Origin of the sequence: Pseudomonas sp. DL (genome assembly GCF_047199225.1) — a bacterium.
Lineage (GTDB): Bacteria > Pseudomonadota > Gammaproteobacteria > Pseudomonadales > Pseudomonadaceae > Pseudomonas > Pseudomonas aeruginosa.
In genome coordinates, this window is sequence record NZ_CP178323.1 from 4479153 (window position 1) to 4494944 (window position 15792).

At 65.0% G+C, this 15792-nt stretch carries 15 protein-coding genes; 5 read left to right on the forward strand and 10 right to left on the reverse strand.

The window, feature by feature from the left end; genetic code table 11:
• The first annotated feature begins 54 nt into the window (after positions 1-54).
• Entirely contained in the window at positions 55-612 is a 558-nt protein-coding gene (locus ACI766_RS20805; protein ID WP_003086267.1) for a glycine cleavage system protein R, read from the forward strand.
• Positions 613-623: 11 nt separating this feature from the next.
• On the forward strand, positions 624-1097 hold the full coding sequence (locus ACI766_RS20810; protein ID WP_003086262.1) for a peroxiredoxin: 474 nt from the start codon (positions 624-626) through the stop codon (positions 1095-1097).
• Between the two features lie 60 nt (positions 1098-1157).
• On the opposite strand, the gene ACI766_RS20815 is transcribed toward ACI766_RS20810, so the two are convergent.
• Together ACI766_RS20815 and ACI766_RS20820 are read right to left on the reverse strand one after the other, a co-directional pair.
• On the reverse strand, positions 1158-2231 hold the full coding sequence (locus ACI766_RS20815; RefSeq protein ID WP_003108615.1) for an AI-2E family transporter: 1074 nt from the start codon (positions 2229-2231) through the stop codon (positions 1158-1160).
• Positions 2232-2264: 33 nt separating this feature from the next.
• Complete coding sequence (locus tag ACI766_RS20820) at positions 2265-2516, reverse strand: sulfurtransferase TusA family protein (protein WP_003086258.1); 252 nt, start codon at positions 2514-2516, stop codon at positions 2265-2267.
• 162 nt (positions 2517-2678) lie between these two features.
• Between ACI766_RS20820 and ACI766_RS20825 the strand changes: the two genes are divergently transcribed.
• A complete protein-coding gene (locus ACI766_RS20825) occupies positions 2679-4112 on the forward strand; it encodes a tetratricopeptide repeat protein (protein WP_003112546.1) in 1434 nt (477 codons plus the stop codon).
• 108 nt (positions 4113-4220) lie between these two features.
• Here ACI766_RS20825 and nadA read toward each other — a convergent pair whose 3' ends face one another.
• Positions 4221-5279: a quinolinate synthase NadA gene (gene nadA / locus ACI766_RS20830; RefSeq protein WP_003112547.1), complete on the reverse strand. Its 1059-nt coding sequence runs from the start codon at positions 5277-5279 to the stop codon at positions 4221-4223.
• A 747-nt stretch (positions 5280-6026) separates the two neighbouring features.
• Here nadA and mvfR point away from each other — a divergent pair.
• Complete coding sequence (mvfR, locus tag ACI766_RS20835) at positions 6027-7025, forward strand: multiple virulence factor transcriptional regulator MvfR (RefSeq protein WP_003108614.1); 999 nt, start codon at positions 6027-6029, stop codon at positions 7023-7025.
• Here mvfR and phnB read toward each other — a convergent pair.
• The 7 genes from phnB to pqsA form a co-directional block, all read right to left on the reverse strand.
• Entirely contained in the window at positions 6978-7580 is a 603-nt protein-coding gene (phnB, locus tag ACI766_RS20840; RefSeq protein WP_023086516.1) for an anthranilate synthase component II, read from the reverse strand. The genes mvfR and phnB overlap by 48 nt on opposite strands.
• Positions 7558-9150 (reverse strand): anthranilate synthase component 1, encoded by a 1593-nt coding sequence (locus tag ACI766_RS20845; protein ID WP_003123211.1) that lies wholly within the window; start codon positions 9148-9150, stop codon positions 7558-7560. The genes phnB and ACI766_RS20845 overlap by 23 nt, the downstream gene beginning before the upstream one ends.
• Positions 9151-9267: 117 nt before the next feature.
• Positions 9268-10173: a 2-aminobenzoylacetyl-CoA thioesterase PqsE gene (gene pqsE, locus ACI766_RS20850; RefSeq protein ID WP_003086247.1), complete on the reverse strand. Its 906-nt coding sequence runs from the start codon at positions 10171-10173 to the stop codon at positions 9268-9270.
• Positions 10167-11180 (reverse strand): anthraniloyl-CoA anthraniloyltransferase, encoded by a 1014-nt coding sequence (gene pqsD / locus ACI766_RS20855; RefSeq protein ID WP_003117014.1) that lies wholly within the window; start codon positions 11178-11180, stop codon positions 10167-10169. The genes pqsE and pqsD overlap by 7 nt, the downstream gene beginning before the upstream one ends.
• Positions 11181-11222: 42 nt before the next feature.
• Entirely contained in the window at positions 11223-12269 is a 1047-nt protein-coding gene (gene pqsC, locus ACI766_RS20860) for a 2-heptyl-4(1H)-quinolone synthase subunit PqsC (protein ID WP_003108612.1), read from the reverse strand.
• Positions 12262-13113 (reverse strand): 2-heptyl-4(1H)-quinolone synthase subunit PqsB, encoded by an 852-nt coding sequence (gene pqsB / locus ACI766_RS20865; RefSeq protein WP_023087690.1) that lies wholly within the window; start codon positions 13111-13113, stop codon positions 12262-12264. Before pqsB ends, pqsC begins: the two co-directional genes overlap by 8 nt.
• Positions 13107-14660: an anthranilate--CoA ligase gene (gene pqsA, locus ACI766_RS20870; RefSeq protein ID WP_003112552.1), complete on the reverse strand. Its 1554-nt coding sequence runs from the start codon at positions 14658-14660 to the stop codon at positions 13107-13109. Before pqsA ends, pqsB begins: the two co-directional genes overlap by 7 nt.
• 557 nt (positions 14661-15217) lie before the next feature.
• On the opposite strand from pqsA, the gene ACI766_RS20875 reads away from it, so the two are divergent.
• Positions 15218-15739: a methylated-DNA--[protein]-cysteine S-methyltransferase gene (locus tag ACI766_RS20875; protein WP_003086236.1), complete on the forward strand. Its 522-nt coding sequence runs from the start codon at positions 15218-15220 to the stop codon at positions 15737-15739.
• Positions 15740-15792 lie beyond the last annotated feature (53 nt).

Here is a 15792-nt window from a genome sequence, read left to right on the forward strand (position 1 = left end):
ACCCTTCCCGCTTTAGGTACGGCCCGTGCCGCCAGCGTATTCCAGGAAAGTTGAATGTCCACCAGCCAACCCCGCGAACAATTCCTTCTGATCAGCGCCCTCGGCCCCAATCCGATGGAGCTGACCACCCTGCTCTGCCGCGCCTGCGTCGAGAGCCGCTGCGCCGTGGTCAGCAGCCGCCTGACCCGCCACGGAGAGTTCAGCGCCCTGGTGCTGCAGATCTCCGGAAGCTGGGATGCCCTCGCCCGCCTCGAGGGCAGCCTGCCGGCCCTCACCAAGCGCGGCGACATCACCCTCAGCATGACCCGCAGCAACGCCCACGTGACCCGCGCCCAGGCGTTGCCTTACGTGGCCTATGTCAGCGCGGTGTATCGCCCGGACATCCTCAACGAACTCTGCCAGTTCTTCATCGACCACAACATCGAGCTGGAGAACCTGACCTGCGACACCTACCAGGCGCCGCACACCAACACCACCATGCTCAACGCCACGATTACCGTGACGCTGCCCGCCGGCACCCAGATCAGTTGGCTGCGCGACCAGTTCCTGGACTTCGCCGACGCCCTGAACCTGGATGCCCTGATCGAACCCTGGCGCCCCCAACACCCCTGAGGAGCCGAGCCATGCCGGTCGCAATCGACAAACCCGTACCCGACTTCACCGCCCCCGCAACCAGCGGCAAGGAGGTGACCCTGTCCGCGCTGAAGGGCAAGCAGGTCGTCCTGTACTTCTACCCGAAGGACAGCACCCCCGGTTGCACCACCGAGGGCCAGGGCTTCCGCGACCAGTACGCGGCGTTCCAGAAGGCCAATACCGAGGTCTTCGGCATCTCCCGCGACGGCCTGAAGTCCCACGAGAACTTCAAGTGCAAACAGGAATTCCCCTTCGAGCTGATCAGCGACAAGGATGAAGCGGTCTGCCAGCTGTTCGACGTGATCAAGCTGAAGAAGCTCTACGGCAAGGAATACATGGGCGTCGACCGCAGCACCTTCCTGATCGACAGGGACGGCGTACTGCGCCAGGAGTGGCGCGGCGTGAAGGTGCCCGGGCATGTCGACGCGGTTCTCGCCGCCGCCCAGGCGCTCAACGGCGCCTGAGCCCCGCCCCGAAAAAAAAGGCCGCATCCGCGGCCTTTTGCATTTTTCATGCGGCCGATGCTATCGCGTGGCTGCCGGAGTCTCGGGAAGGTCCTTGGGCCAGGCATCCAGCACCGCTTTCACCAGGGTCGCCAGGGGGATCGCGAAGAACACGCCCCAGAAGCCCCAGAGCCCGCCGAACAGCAACACCGCGCAGATGATCGCCACCGGGTGCAGGTTCACCGCCTCGGAGAACAGCAGCGGCACCAGCACGTTGCCATCCAGCGCCTGGATGATCGCGTGGGCCACCATCAGGTAGATGAACTGGTCGCTCCAGCCCCACTGGAAGAAGGCGATCATCGCCACCGGTACGCTCACCACCACCGCGCCGATGTACGGCACCACCACCGACAGGCCGACCAGCAGGGCCAGCAGCGCTGCGTAGTTGAGCCCCAGGTAGGCGAAGGCGATGTAGGTCACCGCGCCGGTAATAACGATCTCGATGACCTTGCCGCGAATGTAATTGGCGATCTGCTGGTTCATCTCGGCCCAGACCTGTTTCATCAGCCCGCGCTCGCGCGGCAGGTAGCGGTGGAACCAGGTATGGAAGCGCTTCTTGTCCTTGAGGAAGAAGAACACCAGGATCGGCACCAGCACCAGGTAGATCATGACGTTCACCACCACCGGCAGGCTGGCCAGCGACGAGGTCAGCGCCCACTGGCCGATCTGGCCGAATTCGCCGCGCGCGGTCTCGATGGCCTTGAGCACCTGCTCCTCGCTGATCAGGCTGGGATAGCGCTCGGGCAGCATCAGCAGCACGCTCTGCCATTCGCCGAGCATCCGCGGCAGTTCGTTGAACAGGGTGAACAATTGCTGCCAGAGCAGCGGCAGCAGGACCACCAGGAACAGCGCCAGCAAGCCGAGGAACAGGCTGTAGACCAGCCACACGGCGAACAGGTGCGGCACCCGGAAGCGTTCCAGCATGCCGACCACGCCCTGGATCAGGAAGGCGATCACCATCGCCGCCAGTACCGGCGCGAGCATCCCGCCGAAGGCGAGGATGACGCTGAAGCCGAGCACCAGCATGATCGCCAGCACCACTGCCTCCTCGTCGGAGAAGTAGCGCTGCATCCAGTCGCGTAACACCTTGATCATCGGAAATCCTGAATCGGAACGGCGAAGGCTCCGCTAACGCTTGCGCAGCCAGTATCGATAGACGCCTTCGGCGGCCTCTTCGCGCAGCAGTTCATGGCCGGCGAGCTGGGCGAAGGCCCGGAAGTCTCGCTGCGACCCGGCATCGGTGGCGATCACCTTGAGCACCCCGCCGCTGGGCAGGCGGTTCAGCTCCAGCTTGGCCTTTAGCAGGGGCAGCGGACAATTGAGACCACTGGCATCCAGCTCCGCGTCACATACCAGGGGGGATGAATCGTTATCCGTCATGACAGCCTCTCCCGAAGGGCCGACAAGCATACCCAAGCCTATCCGCCGCTGGCCAGTTGAAACGGCGCTCGAAGTCCAACAGCTTCGGGTCTCGGGCAGATACCTAGGCAGTGCCGATAACCAACGGCTAAAGTAAGGCCTTTGCCAACCTGAGCCTCCTGCATGAATGTACTGCGCCCTGCCCTGTTGACGCTCGCCTGCATGCTCGCTTCGCCGGTCATGTCGGACGATCTGCCCTCCCTGGGCGACGCATCTTCCTCGATCGTTTCGCCGGAGCAGGAGTTCCAGCTGGGCCGCGCCTGGCTGAGCATGCTGCGCAACCAGGTCGATGCGATCTCCGACCCGCAGCTCAAGGACTTCGTCGAAAGCAGCGTCTACCGGCTGGCCGAAACCAGCGACCTGCAGGACCACCGGCTGGCCTTCATCCTCATCCGCGACGCACAGATCAACGCCTTCGCCGCGCCCGGCGGCGTGATCGGGGTCAACGGCGGGCTACTGCTCAACGCCCAGACCGAAGGCGAGTATGCCGCGGTGCTGGCCCACGAACTCGGCCACCTGATCCAGCGCCACTTCGCCCGCGGCATCGAGGCACAGCAGCGCATGCAACTGCCGGTGATGGCAGCGATGCTCGCCGGCATCGTCGCCGCGGCCGCCGGCGCAGGGGATGCGGGTATCGCGGCGATCGCCGGGACCCAGGCGGCGGCGATCCAGAACCAGTTGCGCTTTTCCCGGCAGAACGAGCAGGAAGCCGACCGCGTCGGCGTCACCAACATGGTTCGCGCCGGTTACGATCCGCGCTCGATGCCGAACATGTTCGAGCGCCTGGCGCGGCAGTACCGCTACGACGGCAAGCCGCCGGAGTTCCTCCTCACCCACCCGGTCACCGAATCGCGTATCGCCGACACCCGCAACCGCGCCGAACAGTATCCCCAGGGCGGCAAGGAAGACAGCCTGCGCTACCAGCAGATGCGCGCGCGCACCCAGTTGCTCTTCGAGGAAACCCCGGGGATGGCCGGCAAGCGCTTCCGCGCCATGCTCAACGACAATCCCAAGCTGGATGCCGCGCGCTACGGACTGGCCATCTCGCAGACGCGCATCGGCCAGCTCAACGATGCCCGTGACAACCTCAGGCAATTGCTGGCGAAGGCACCCAACGACGTGGCCTACAACCTGGCCCAGGTCGAGCTGGACATCACCGCCAACCGCCTTCCGGATGCCGATCAGCGGTTGAAGAAGATGCTCGCCCAGTTCCCCAGCAGCTACCCGCTGAAACAGGTGCGCGCCGACCTGATGCTGAAGATGGGCAAGCCGCAGGAATCGGAGAAGATCCTCGACGACCTGAGCAAGGCGCGGCCGCTGGACCCGGATGTCTGGAACCGTCTGGCCGAGGTGCGCAGCCTGACCAACAACGCCATCGGCGTGCACCAGGCCCGTGCCGAGTACCTGTCTCTGACCGGCGACTACCAGGCCGCCATCGAGCAGCTCGATTTCGCCAAGCGCCGCGCTGGCGGCAACTTCCAACTGGCTGCGCGACTCGACGCTCGCCAGCAGGAAATTCGCCAGCAGGAAAAGATGGTCAAGGAAATGTTCCGCTGAGCGGCATATCCGAGGAAAAACACCCGGCGAAGCTCATCGAAACAGGGGGTTGGGCGAACAACCGCACCGCGCTTACTCGCCCTACGCAGCGGCACGCCCTCGCCAGGATCAGGCGTTCCCGGCCTGGCGCAGGCGCGCGGCCTGGGTGAAGTCGAGCATGCGCTTCAGCGGACGGACCGCCCTCGGGATCAACGCCGGGTCGACGAAGATTTCCCCGCTGCCCTCGCGCAGGCAGGCCAGGGTCCGCTCGAGCGTGTTCATCGCCATCCACGGGCAGTGCGCGCAGCTGCGGCAGGCGGCGCCGTTGCCGGCGGTGGGGGCCTCGATGAAATCCTTGTCCGGGCACAACTGCTGCATCTTGTAGAAGATGCCGCGATCGGTGGCGACGATGAAGGTCTTGTTCGGCAGGGTCTGCGCGGCCTTGATCAACTGGCTGGTCGAGCCCACGGCATCGGCCAGCGCGACCACGCTTTCCGGCGATTCGGGGTGGACCAGGATGGCGGCGTCCGGGTAGAGCGCCTTCATGTCTTCCAGCTGCTTGGCCTTGAACTCCTCGTGGACGATGCAGGCGCCATCCCAGAGCAGCATGTCGGCCCCCGTCTCGCGCTGGATGTAGCGTCCCAGGTGCTGGTCCGGCGCCCAGAGGATGGGCTCGCCGTTGTCCATCAGGTGTTCGACGATCTCCACCGCGCAACTGGAGGTCACGACCCAGTCTGCGCGTGCCTTCACCGCCGCGGAGGTGTTCGCATAGACCACCACGGTCCGTTCCGGGTGCTGGTCGCAGAATGCCGAGAATTCATCCACCGGGCAGCCCAGGTCGAGCGAGCAGGTCGCTTCGAGGGTCGGCATCAGCACACGCTTCTCAGGGTTGAGGATCTTCGCCGTCTCGCCCATGAAGCGCACCCCGGCCACGACCACCGTCTGCGCCGGATGCTGGTTGCCGAAACGGGCCATCTCCAGCGAATCGGATACGCAACCGCCGGTCTCCTCGGCCAACGCCTGGATCACCGGGTCGCAGTAGTAATGCGCCACCAGTACAGCATTTTGCGCCTTCAGTTCGGCCGCGATCGCCGCGCGATGCTCGGCGCTCTCCTGCTCGCTCAACACACGGGGTTGCTTGGCGGCCAGGTGGGCCTGTACCAGGAGTCGTTCGGAAATGTGCGTCATAGTCGCTACACCTGAAGGCGCAACAGCGCGTCTCTCGATTTTATACCCGGCGGCAGGCTGGACCGCAGGGAACTGACGATTGCAGGTTTCGGGCACGGCACCCGTGTCCCCTTGAGCAAACCCCGGGGATCCGCCTGCAAGGCCGCGGATTCTAACCGCATAGGTCGCGCCAGGGCCATCCCGGCATCCGTACCGGCCTGGCCGGTGGCTACGCTAACAAAAGACATAGGTTTCGGTCGTTAGACCTACGCGACATAATTTTTTCGTTTCTTAGAACCGTCCCTGGCTCGGCTCGCTCCACGACCGAACACGACATGCCGGCATGCCAGCGTTAATACTTTGGTATTAGGCCCTTGGTATTAACGTTAAATAACCGGTAAATATCCGGATTTTCTTTTCGTCGAATTTACGAGCAATATGAAACATATTTCGTTGAAATAAGCTCTTCTTTCACATAATTATAAAAATATCCTGAAACAGAGCCGTCATCCCTCACCTCCAAAACGACGACTCCCCGTGCCGTGCGCCCGCCGCGCAGAAAGCGAGCCGGCGGCCGATTCCACCCTCGCACGCCAGCCCTTGCGCTTCACTGACCGACGGGAGGTTTCCCCGATGAAAACGTCATCCAGAAGACAAGTTGAAACACTCGGGCGCTATCTATCGAGTCCTCGACGCTTCTTCCACAGTAGCGGCAACCTGACCCGATCAAGGGAAGCGGCACGCGCCACCCAATAAAAGGAATAAGGGATGCCTATTCATAACCTGAATCACGTGAACATGTTCCTCCAGGTCATCGCCTCCGGTTCGATTTCCTCCGCTGCGCGGATCCTGCGCAAGTCGCACACCGCGGTCAGCTCGGCGGTCAGCAACCTGGAAATCGACCTGTGCGTGGAGCTGGTCCGTCGGGACGGCTACAAGGTCGAACCCACCGAGCAGGCGCTTCGCCTGATCCCTTACATGCGCAGCCTGCTGAACTACCAGCAGCTGATCGGCGACATCGCCTTCAATCTCAACAAGGGTCCGCGCAATCTCCGGGTGTTGCTGGACACCGCCATCCCGCCGTCGTTCTGCGATACGGTGAGCAGCGTACTGCTCGACGATTTCAACATGGTCAGCCTGATACGCACCTCGCCCGCCGATAGCCTGGCGACGATCAAGCAGGACAACGCGGAAATCGATATCGCCATCACCATCGACGAGGAACTGAAGATCTCCCGCTTCAACCAGTGCGTGCTCGGCTACACCAAGGCGTTCGTCGTCGCCCATCCGCAGCACCCGTTGTGCAATGCCTCCCTGCACAGCATCGCGAGCCTGGCCAATTACCGGCAGATCAGCCTCGGCAGCCGCTCCGGGCAGCATTCGAACCTGCTGCGGCCGGTCAGCGACAAGGTGCTCTTCGTGGAAAACTTCGACGACATGCTGCGTCTGGTGGAAGCCGGCGTCGGATGGGGCATCGCGCCGCATTATTTCGTCGAGGAACGCCTGCGCAACGGTACCCTGGCAGTCCTCAGCGAACTCTACGAACCGGGCGGCATCGACACCAAGGTGTATTGCTACTACAACACCGCGCTGGAATCCGAGCGCAGCTTCCTGCGCTTTCTCGAAAGCGCCCGCCAGCGCCTGCGCGAACTCGGCCGCCAGCGTTTCGACGATGCGCCGGCCTGGCAACCGAGCATCGTCGAAACGGCGCAGCGCCGCTCAGGCCCGAAGGCGCTCGCGTACCGCCAGCGCGCCGCACCAGAGTAGAGCGTTCTCCAGCAGACGCTGGCCGTGGGTGGTGAGAATCGACTCGGGATGGAACTGCAAGCCCAGCTGTCGATTGCGCGGATCGGCCATCGCCATGATCTCGCCATCGGCATCGGCCAGGCAGTCGGAACCTTCCGGCAGGCGACTGACCACCAGCGAGTGGTAGCGCGCGACGCGCAGGTCAGCGATGCCGTCGAACAGCGGGTGACGCTGATCGAAACGCAGGGACGTGCTCTTGCCGTGCAGCGGCTTCCTCGCCTCGCCCACCGCGCCACCGGCGGCCAGCGCCAGCGCCTGGTGGCCGAGGCAGACGCCGAGCACCGGCAAGCGCCCGCGGGCCCAGGCGAGCAATTCCAGCATGCAGCCGGCGTCTTCCGGCCGACCGGGCCCCGGCGACAGCACCAGCAGTTCGCAACCGTCGGCCAGCAATGCCGCCTGGATCGTCGGCAACGGCGTATCGTTGCGCATCACCCGGACCTCCGCGCCGAGCAGGCAGAACTGCTCGACCAGGTTGTAGGTGAAGGAATCGAAGTTATCCAACAGCGTGATGCGCATCGCGCTCTCCCCTTTCGCGTTCGGCAGCGGCCACGGCGGTCAGCACCGCCAGCGCCTTGTTGCGGGTTTCCTCGGCCTCCAGCCGTGGATCCGAATCCAGCACCACGCCGGCGCCTGCCCGGACCCGGGCGATACCTTCGCGGACCTCGGCGGAGCGGATGACGATGCTGGTATCGAGGTTGCCGGCGCTGTCGAGAATGCCGATCGCGCCACCGTAGCTGCCGCGATAGCCATCCTCGTACTGCCGCAGCAACTGCATGGCACGGACCTTCGGCGCACCGACCAGGGTGCCCATGTTCAGGCAGGCACGGTAGGCATGCAGCGCATCCAGTTCGCCATGCAGTTCGCCAGCCACGCGCGAGACCAGGTGCATCACGTGGCTGTAGCGATCGACCTTGAGCATGTCGCGCACCTGCCGCGTACCGCTGCGGCAGACCCGCGCCAGATCGTTGCGCGCCAGGTCGACCAGCATCATGTGCTCGGCGATCTCCTTGGCGTCCAGGCGCAACTCCGCTTCCAGGCGATTGTCCAGTTCCGCATCGATGGCGCCCCGGGCATCGCGTCCGCGCGGGCGGGTGCCGGCGATGGGATAGAGTTCCACCTCGCGACTCTCCGCGTCGTACTTCAATGCCGACTCCGGCGAAGCGCCGAACAGGCAGAAGTCCCCCGCATCGAGGAAGAAGCGGTACGGGCTGGGGTTGCGCAGGCACAACTGGCGATAGGCCCGCCAGGGGTCCGCACACGGCATGCTGAAGCTGCGCGACGGTACGATCTGGAACACGTCGCCGGCCCTCACGTGGGCCTGCAGGCGCTCTACCTGGCGGGCAAAGCTCGCATCGTCCAGGTCGACCTGGTAGTTGCCGGCCCGTACGCCTGCCACCGGCGACTCGGAAGCCTCCTCCACGGCGCCATGGAATTCGTCGGCACACTGGCGCAGGCTGGCGGCCAACCGGTCGTGCCCGGCCGGATCGTGGACGAACGCCTGCAGCGAAGTCCGGCGCGCCAGGTGATCGATGTCCAGCAGCAACTCCGGCACCAGGAACAGGTAGTCCGGGCAATGCCGCGCAGGTTCGGCCGGCGCCGGCAAGGGTTCGAACTGCTCGGCCAGGTCGAAGCTGAACAGGCCGCCCAGCAGCGCGGGCCCCTCCGCGTCGCCCAGCGTTCCGAGCACGCGGCGCAGCGCCTCCAGGCTGGACAGGCCATGCAGGCGTCGCCACTCGTCCGCATGCGACTCTTCCTGGGGGAAGCGCCAGTGCAGGGTGTCGCCGTCACGCAAGCAGGTGACCTGGGCCGGACAGGCCTCGCTCAACGGCGCCAGCAAGGCGCGTCCGTTGGAGTTCAACGCCCGCAGCACCACATCGCGCCCCCAGCACTCGATGCGCAGGCAGCTGGAAAGGATCGCCACGCTACGCCGCGCAGCCTTGCTGTCCACGTCGAAGCAGTCGAACAGCATCCGGTTGGCGCCGGCCATGCGCCAGATCGACAGCGCCTCCGGCACCAGCGTGCGGTACTCCAGACTTTCTTCCAGTCGATAGCCAACCCCGCTCACGAGCCACCTCCTCGCGCCCATGGGCGACTGGCCTGCGCGACGCTAGCGCGCAACGGCATGTTCATCATCGGTAACCCCCCTTTTCCCCCAATTGCGACCGCTGCCGTCGGCGGCGATCGCCGCAATGGATGTCCCGTCTCAGTCCAGAGGCAGCGCCTGGCGGGAGAGAATCTCCAGCATCCGGCGCATGCTCCCCAGGTGCAGTTCGCCGGGCAGGAAGTCGACGCTCTGCCCACCCCAGGCGCGGTGCAGCTCCTCGCTCAGTTCGTCGAGGGATTCGCCCATGGACTGGCGCCAGAGCAACCGCCGGCACAGGCGCAGACACTCGGTATAGGCCGACTCGGCCCCATCCGCGGCCAGCCGCCCCCGCAGCAGGCCGCCGTGTCCCGGGATCAGTTGCAGCAGGGTCGGCAGACGCTGCAGACGTTCCAGGGACTCCAGGTAAGCCTCCATGTCGTCGAACACCAGCGGCCGCCACACCCCCTCTGCCTCGTCGAACTCGCCCAGGGCATCGCCGCAGAACAGGCGTCGGCGTCGCACGTCGTAGAAAACCACGTGATCGTCGCTGTGGCCGTGGGCCTCTATGACCTGCAGGCGATGCCGCGGTCCCAGCTCCAGCCACTCGCCGTCGGCCACCGCGCGAACCGGCAGAGCGTCCCAGGCACAGGCCTCGGGCAACCGCTGCTCCGCACGCAACAGTTGCCGGTTCAAGCGCTCGACCACCCGCACCGCGCTTTCCGACTTCCAGGCCTGGCAGGTCCGCTCGGACGCCAGGACCTGTACGTTCGGCAGCCGCGGACACAGGTAGGGCAGCAGGCCGCAGTGGTCGTAGTGCTTGTGGGTGATCAGCCAGTAGTGCACCTGGGACGGGTCGGCGACCCAGCGGCACAGGTCCGCCCAAACCAATTCGGCATCCCGGCTGATCCCTCCTTCAACCAGCGCCCAGCTCGCCTCACCGAGACGCAGCAGGAACACCGGCACCTGGACGTCCCCCAACAGGCACAGGTCATCATCCAGTTGACCGGGAGCCGAAAGCCTCAACATGGCCGGTTCACCTCCTCAGGTTTGCGGTACAGCGCCGCGCCCCAGGTCGCGCCGGAGCCGTAGGTCAGGACCAGCACCCGCTGTCCCGGCTGGATGTCCGGCCAGAACATCGCCAGCGTGACCGGGGTCGAGGCCGAAGCCATGTTGCCCAGACGATCCACGGTCACCGCGAACTTGTGCTGGGGAATGCCCAGTTGCTCCTGCACCGCATCGAGGATGCGCAGGTTCGGTTGATGGCAGATCACATGGTCGATGTCGTCCAGGGTCAGCTCATGGGCCGCGAGCATTTCGCCGGCGATCCGTACCAGGGTCTGGCTGGCATGCTCGAACATCGGCCGGCCGCGCATGAGGAACTCGCCCCCGCCCTCGCGCAGGACATTCTCGTCGAGGAAGGTCGGCGAGGCACTGCCCGGCGCCGCAGTCATCAGCAGGTCGAAGTAGTTGCCGTCGGCGCCCAGGCGCAAGTCCAGCAGGCCGTCGTCGAGGCTCTCGCCGGCGCTGACCACCACTGCGCCGGCACCGTCGCCGAGCAGGATCGACAGGTTGCGGCCGCGGTCCGAACAGTCCATGCGCTTGGACAGCACCTCGCCGCAGACCACCAGGACATGCCGTGCCAGCCCGGCGAGGATCTGCCCGCGAGCCATCTGCAAGCCGTACAGCAACCCGCTGCACTGTGCCCGGATATCCAGTACCGGGATGTGCCGCAGGCCCAGCAGCGGCTGGATCAGGCAGGCCTGGGACGGGTCGTGGTGGTCCGGCGACAGGGTGTTCACCAGCAACAGGTCGATGTCCTCCGGCAGCAGCCCGGCAGCCTCGATGGCCTGGCGCGCCGCCGGCACCATCAGCGCGCTGACCGCCTGTTCCGGCTCGACGTGATAGCGGGTGCGCACGCCGGTACGTTCGACGATGAACTCGTCCGACGTATTGATGCGCCCTACCAGGTCATGATTGCTGACCTGGCGTTTCGGCAGGCTGAAACCCAGCCCGGCCAGGATCGGATTACCCATGTGCAGCCCTCCTCGGACACCGTGGTTCAACATGGCGATGCCTCAGCACACCAGCACCTCGCCCAATTGCCAGACCTGGGCGGCGAACCCCCAGCCAGTGGCTGCGCCGGCCATGACGATACGATCGCCGGGGCGGATCTTGCCCTCGCGCAGGCCGGTCATCAGGGTGTACGGGATGGAAACGGAGATCATCACGCCGGTATCGCCCATCGTCAGTTGGTACTGCTCAGGACGGGCACCGATGCCCTCGGCCCAGGCCTTGACCAGGAACGGCGCTGGCTGGTGGAAGACGAAATAATCGATGTCATCGCTGCCCAGGCCGGCCTTTTCCAACGCCCGGCGCATCGCGATCGGCACGTTGGTCGGGACGAAGCTGGCCATCTTGTTCTGGCCGTCGCTGAACAACGAGAAATAAAGCCGCGGCTTGGCCTCGCCGGTCGGGTTTTCCGGCAGGCGCCAGCGACCGGTGGCCACTTCATAGAACGTAGCGTCGCTGTGTTCGGCCGAAGCCAGCAGGTCGCAGCTGTCATCGTCGCCGCGGGTCAGCAGGGCCACCGCGCAGCCATCGGCGAACAGGGTCGAGGTACGCGAGGTGAAGTCGAGCAGGTTGGAGATGTACTCGCTGCACACCACCAGCACTTTCTCGGCCTTGCCCTGGCGGATCATGCTCGCTGCCAGGCGCAGGTTGAGCAGGAAGCTGGCGCACTCCATCTGCGAATCCAATGGCAGCGCCCGACTCAGGCCGAGCTGCTTGGACAGCACGTTGGCCATGCGCGGGTAGAGACGTCCGCGCAGGTCCGGCAGGACATCGCCGGCGTCGGTCATGATCGGCGAGGAAGCCGAACAGATCAGCATGTCCACGCTATCCGGCGCGGTATCGCTGCTACGCAGCAGGCGCTCGGCGGCCCGGACCACCAGGCTGAACTCGTTCTCGCCGTTCCGCGGGTCGAAATAGCCCCGCCGATTGACGCCCCAGAATTGCCACCAGGACTCGCTGAGGTCCGGTACCGCAGCGAACACCGGATCGTCGTTTTCGTAGCTGCGAGCCGGAAGTTCACAGGTGATCGCTGCCAGTTTGACCTTATGCATGAGCTTCTCCCGCCAGTTCCAGGGTCACGCCCTCCACCACCATGCCGAACGGATCGAAGCTGATCAGCAGCAGTTCATCCAGACGGTCGCGCTGTGCCGCGCGCAGTTGCGACGCCAGTTCGAACGGCCCCAGGCAACGACCATCGGGCCGTCCCTGGCCGAACCATTCCTCGCGCACCCAGTTCAGTTGCGGGAAGTCCCCGGCCAGACGGGTGAATCCGGCGCGTACCGCTTCGGGCAATCCAGGTTGGGCCGGCAGGTTGAGGTGTCCCTTGACGTCGCCTACCTGGCGAATATCGGTATTCAGCGGAATGCTCAGCGGCAGCCATTCCTGCGCCGGATCACCGCCCAGCGCACCGCGACGGAACGCGGCCTTGCCGGTCGGCCGGCAGAGCAGCGCCAGGGCGCCGTCGGCAAGGGCGAAGCCGGACTCGCTGTCCACTTCCAATCCCTGGCTGGATTCGCCGCGCACGACCAGGACGTTGCGATAGCCCTGGTCGCTGGCGAGGGTATCGACCACGTAGAGGGCGCGGGCCAGGCTCGAGTCGGTGAGGTCGAAGACATGCGCGCGATTCGCGCCGAGGACCTTCTGCAACGGATGGCCAATCTTCGGCGCCATGATGTCGCGGTTCTCGATCAGATGGTCGGGAGACAGGGCGAGGCCGACGATCAGGTCGATCTCCTCGGGCTTGACCGCCGCCTCGTTCAGGGCTTCGCGAACCGCCGGCAGCAAGCGCTGCATCAGCATCTCGTCGCCCTGGGCGCGAGGGCGTTCGCCTCCCAGCGGCCCCTCCAGACACACATAGGATGGGGGCAGGTTCACCCCCACAGCCTGAATCAACATGCCCGTTCCTCCGGAAGGTTGTCGTGATAAAGGGTGTCGGCCAGGTGGCGCAGCTCGGCGCGCGCCAACTTGCCGTTGTCGTTGCGCGGCAAGGCCGGCAGCACATGCAATTGGCTGGGCAGCATGTGCGAGGGAATCTGTTCGGCGAGATGCTGGTCGATGCGCTGCGCCAGCAGGATCTGGTTGTCGTCCAGCGGAGTGGCCAGGGTGACGAACAGGGTCGGACGCAAGCCGTCGTGCAGCCGGCAGGTAGGAACCAGAACCGCCTCGCTCACTTCCGGCAGATGACGGCAGATCGCCTGCTCGACCTGGGTCGGCACCACCCAGCGGCCATTCACCTTGAACAGATCGTCTTCCCGCCCACAGTGACGGTAGGCACCCGACTCGTCGCGCTCGAACAGGTCGCCGGTGCGGTACCAGCCACCTGCGAAGCGCGCCTGCTGCTCTTCGCTGGCCCGCCAGTAACCCGGACTCAGCCCAGGGCCACGCACCAACAGCACGCCTTGCCGGCCCGCTTCCTCGATAGTGTGTCCTTCGCGGTCCACCAGCCGGCACTCATAGCCAGGCAACGGCAGCCCGGTGCTGTCGGCACGCGCCTGGCCCGGGCGGTTGGCGAGGAACACATGGCCGACCTCGGTAGCCCCGATGCCGTCGCAGATCTCCAGCCCGTGCGCGGCCCAGAATTCGAACTCGCCGCGCGGCAGCGGCGAGCCGGCGGAAAACGCCAGGCGCACGCTGCTCAACAGCTCCCTGGCCTGCGGACGCAGCGAGGCATAGATGGCCGGCACCCCAAACAGGACCCGGGGGCGGAAGGCGACCAGGTTCTCCAGAACCCGCTCCGGGCTCGGCCAGGTATCGTCGAGCAGCGCCGAGGCTCCGCTGAACCAGGGAAAGAACAGGCTGTTGCCCATGCCATAGCCGAAGAACATCTTGGGAATCGAATACAGCCGGTCTCCCGCCTGCAATGCCAGCAACTCCGTAGCGAACGCCCGGCAGAAACCGAGCGTGTTGCGCAGGCTGTGCATCACCCCCTTGGGCGCCCCGGTGGAACCCGAGGTGTATTGCAGGAAACAGGCTGCCGCCGGGTCCTGGCGATGGAAGGCACTCCAATCGAGGTCCGCAGGGCCGACCAGCGCGTCCAGCGAGAAATCGTCGAGCAAAGGGCGACCGGCGGCCGCACGCAGGGTCAACGGCGCCAAAGGACCGCTCAGCGACGGTGCATCGGCTTCACGCACCACCAGGCTGGCCTGGCAGTCGGCAGCGATATCGGCCAGGGCCTGCTCGCGGGACTTGGGATTGATCACGGCGGGAATGGCGCCGACCGCGATGCAGGCCAGGAACAGGCAGGCCAGCGAAGGCGAGTCGTTCAACGCCAGCACCACGCGATCGCCGGGCTTGAGCAGGCGGGCCAGTTGGCTGGCCTGGGAGAGAATGTAGGTCCGGCATTGCAGCCGGCTGAGAGTCTGGCCCCGATAGTGATAAACGGCGGTATCGGGATCGAAATCGAGGCGGAACAGAACCTCGGTCAGGTTGGCCAATGTGGACATGACAGAACGTTCCCTCTTCAGCGATATGCATCCGGATCAGGAGATGCCTGAGCCAGAGCGCTTGCTTTGTCAGGAACGGGAAACTAGCGGCGCTGGGCGAAGCGCGATATTCGGAGTCCGAACGAAAAAGTTTCGGGGAGAAGAACCAAGGGCTTCGTAGGCCGCGGCAATCGGCGCGATCCAAACCGCGAGAAATTTGGCACACCCACCGGGCTGCGCGGGATCCGAGAACGGCAACCAAGCAAGAAGGGCGGCAGCCTTTTTACGCAAGAGCCCATTGGCCAGACAAAAACCGTTACAACCCTTGCTCGAGGCCTCGTCCGAACCCATGAGATGGCAAACCAATGACAACCCACTTTGCTCGGCAAATCGCCTCCCAGATCTCACAGTTCGAGGCGCTCGGCCTGGGCTCCAAGGGGGCGACGGCATGCCTGGAAGCAGGCGGCCATCCATCGGGCCGATAGCGCTCCGCCCCGCCTCGCCTGCCATTTGCAGGCTTCCCTGTTGAAATCCCATTGCGTAGTACACTGGGCGAGCCTGCCGAAGAGGACACCTACATGCCCCATAGCTACAGGAAAATGGAATCGCCGGTCGGGACACTGACCCTGGTAGCCAGGGACGATGCCTTTCTGGTCGCGATTCTTTGGCAGCATGAGCGTCCCAACCGAGTACCGCTGGACGAGATGCGGCTCTCCGAGGACAGCTCCCTCCTGGCGGAAACCGAACGCCAGTTGCGGGAATATTTTTCCGGCAAACGTTCCCGGTTCGAACTCCCGCTCGACTTCCAAGGTACCGAATTTCAGAAAAAGGTCTGGTCCGCCCTGCTCACCATTCCATTCGGCGAGACCCGCAGCTATACGGAAATAGCCGTGCAGATCGGCAGCCCCAACGCAGTACGGGCGGTTGGAGCCGCCAACGGACGGAACCCACTGTCCATTGTTGCACCTTGCCATAGGGTGATCGGAGCCTCTGGCGGCCTCACCGGTTTCGCCGGTGGGTTGGCCGCCAAGCAGTGGTTGCTGCGTTTGGAAACCCGAGGCAGGACACCAGACCTGTTGAGCATGATCGAGGACGAGTGAGCTGCCGCTTGCCCTCGCGCCCGGTGTTCACCGGAAAAATCCTCGCCTTTTGA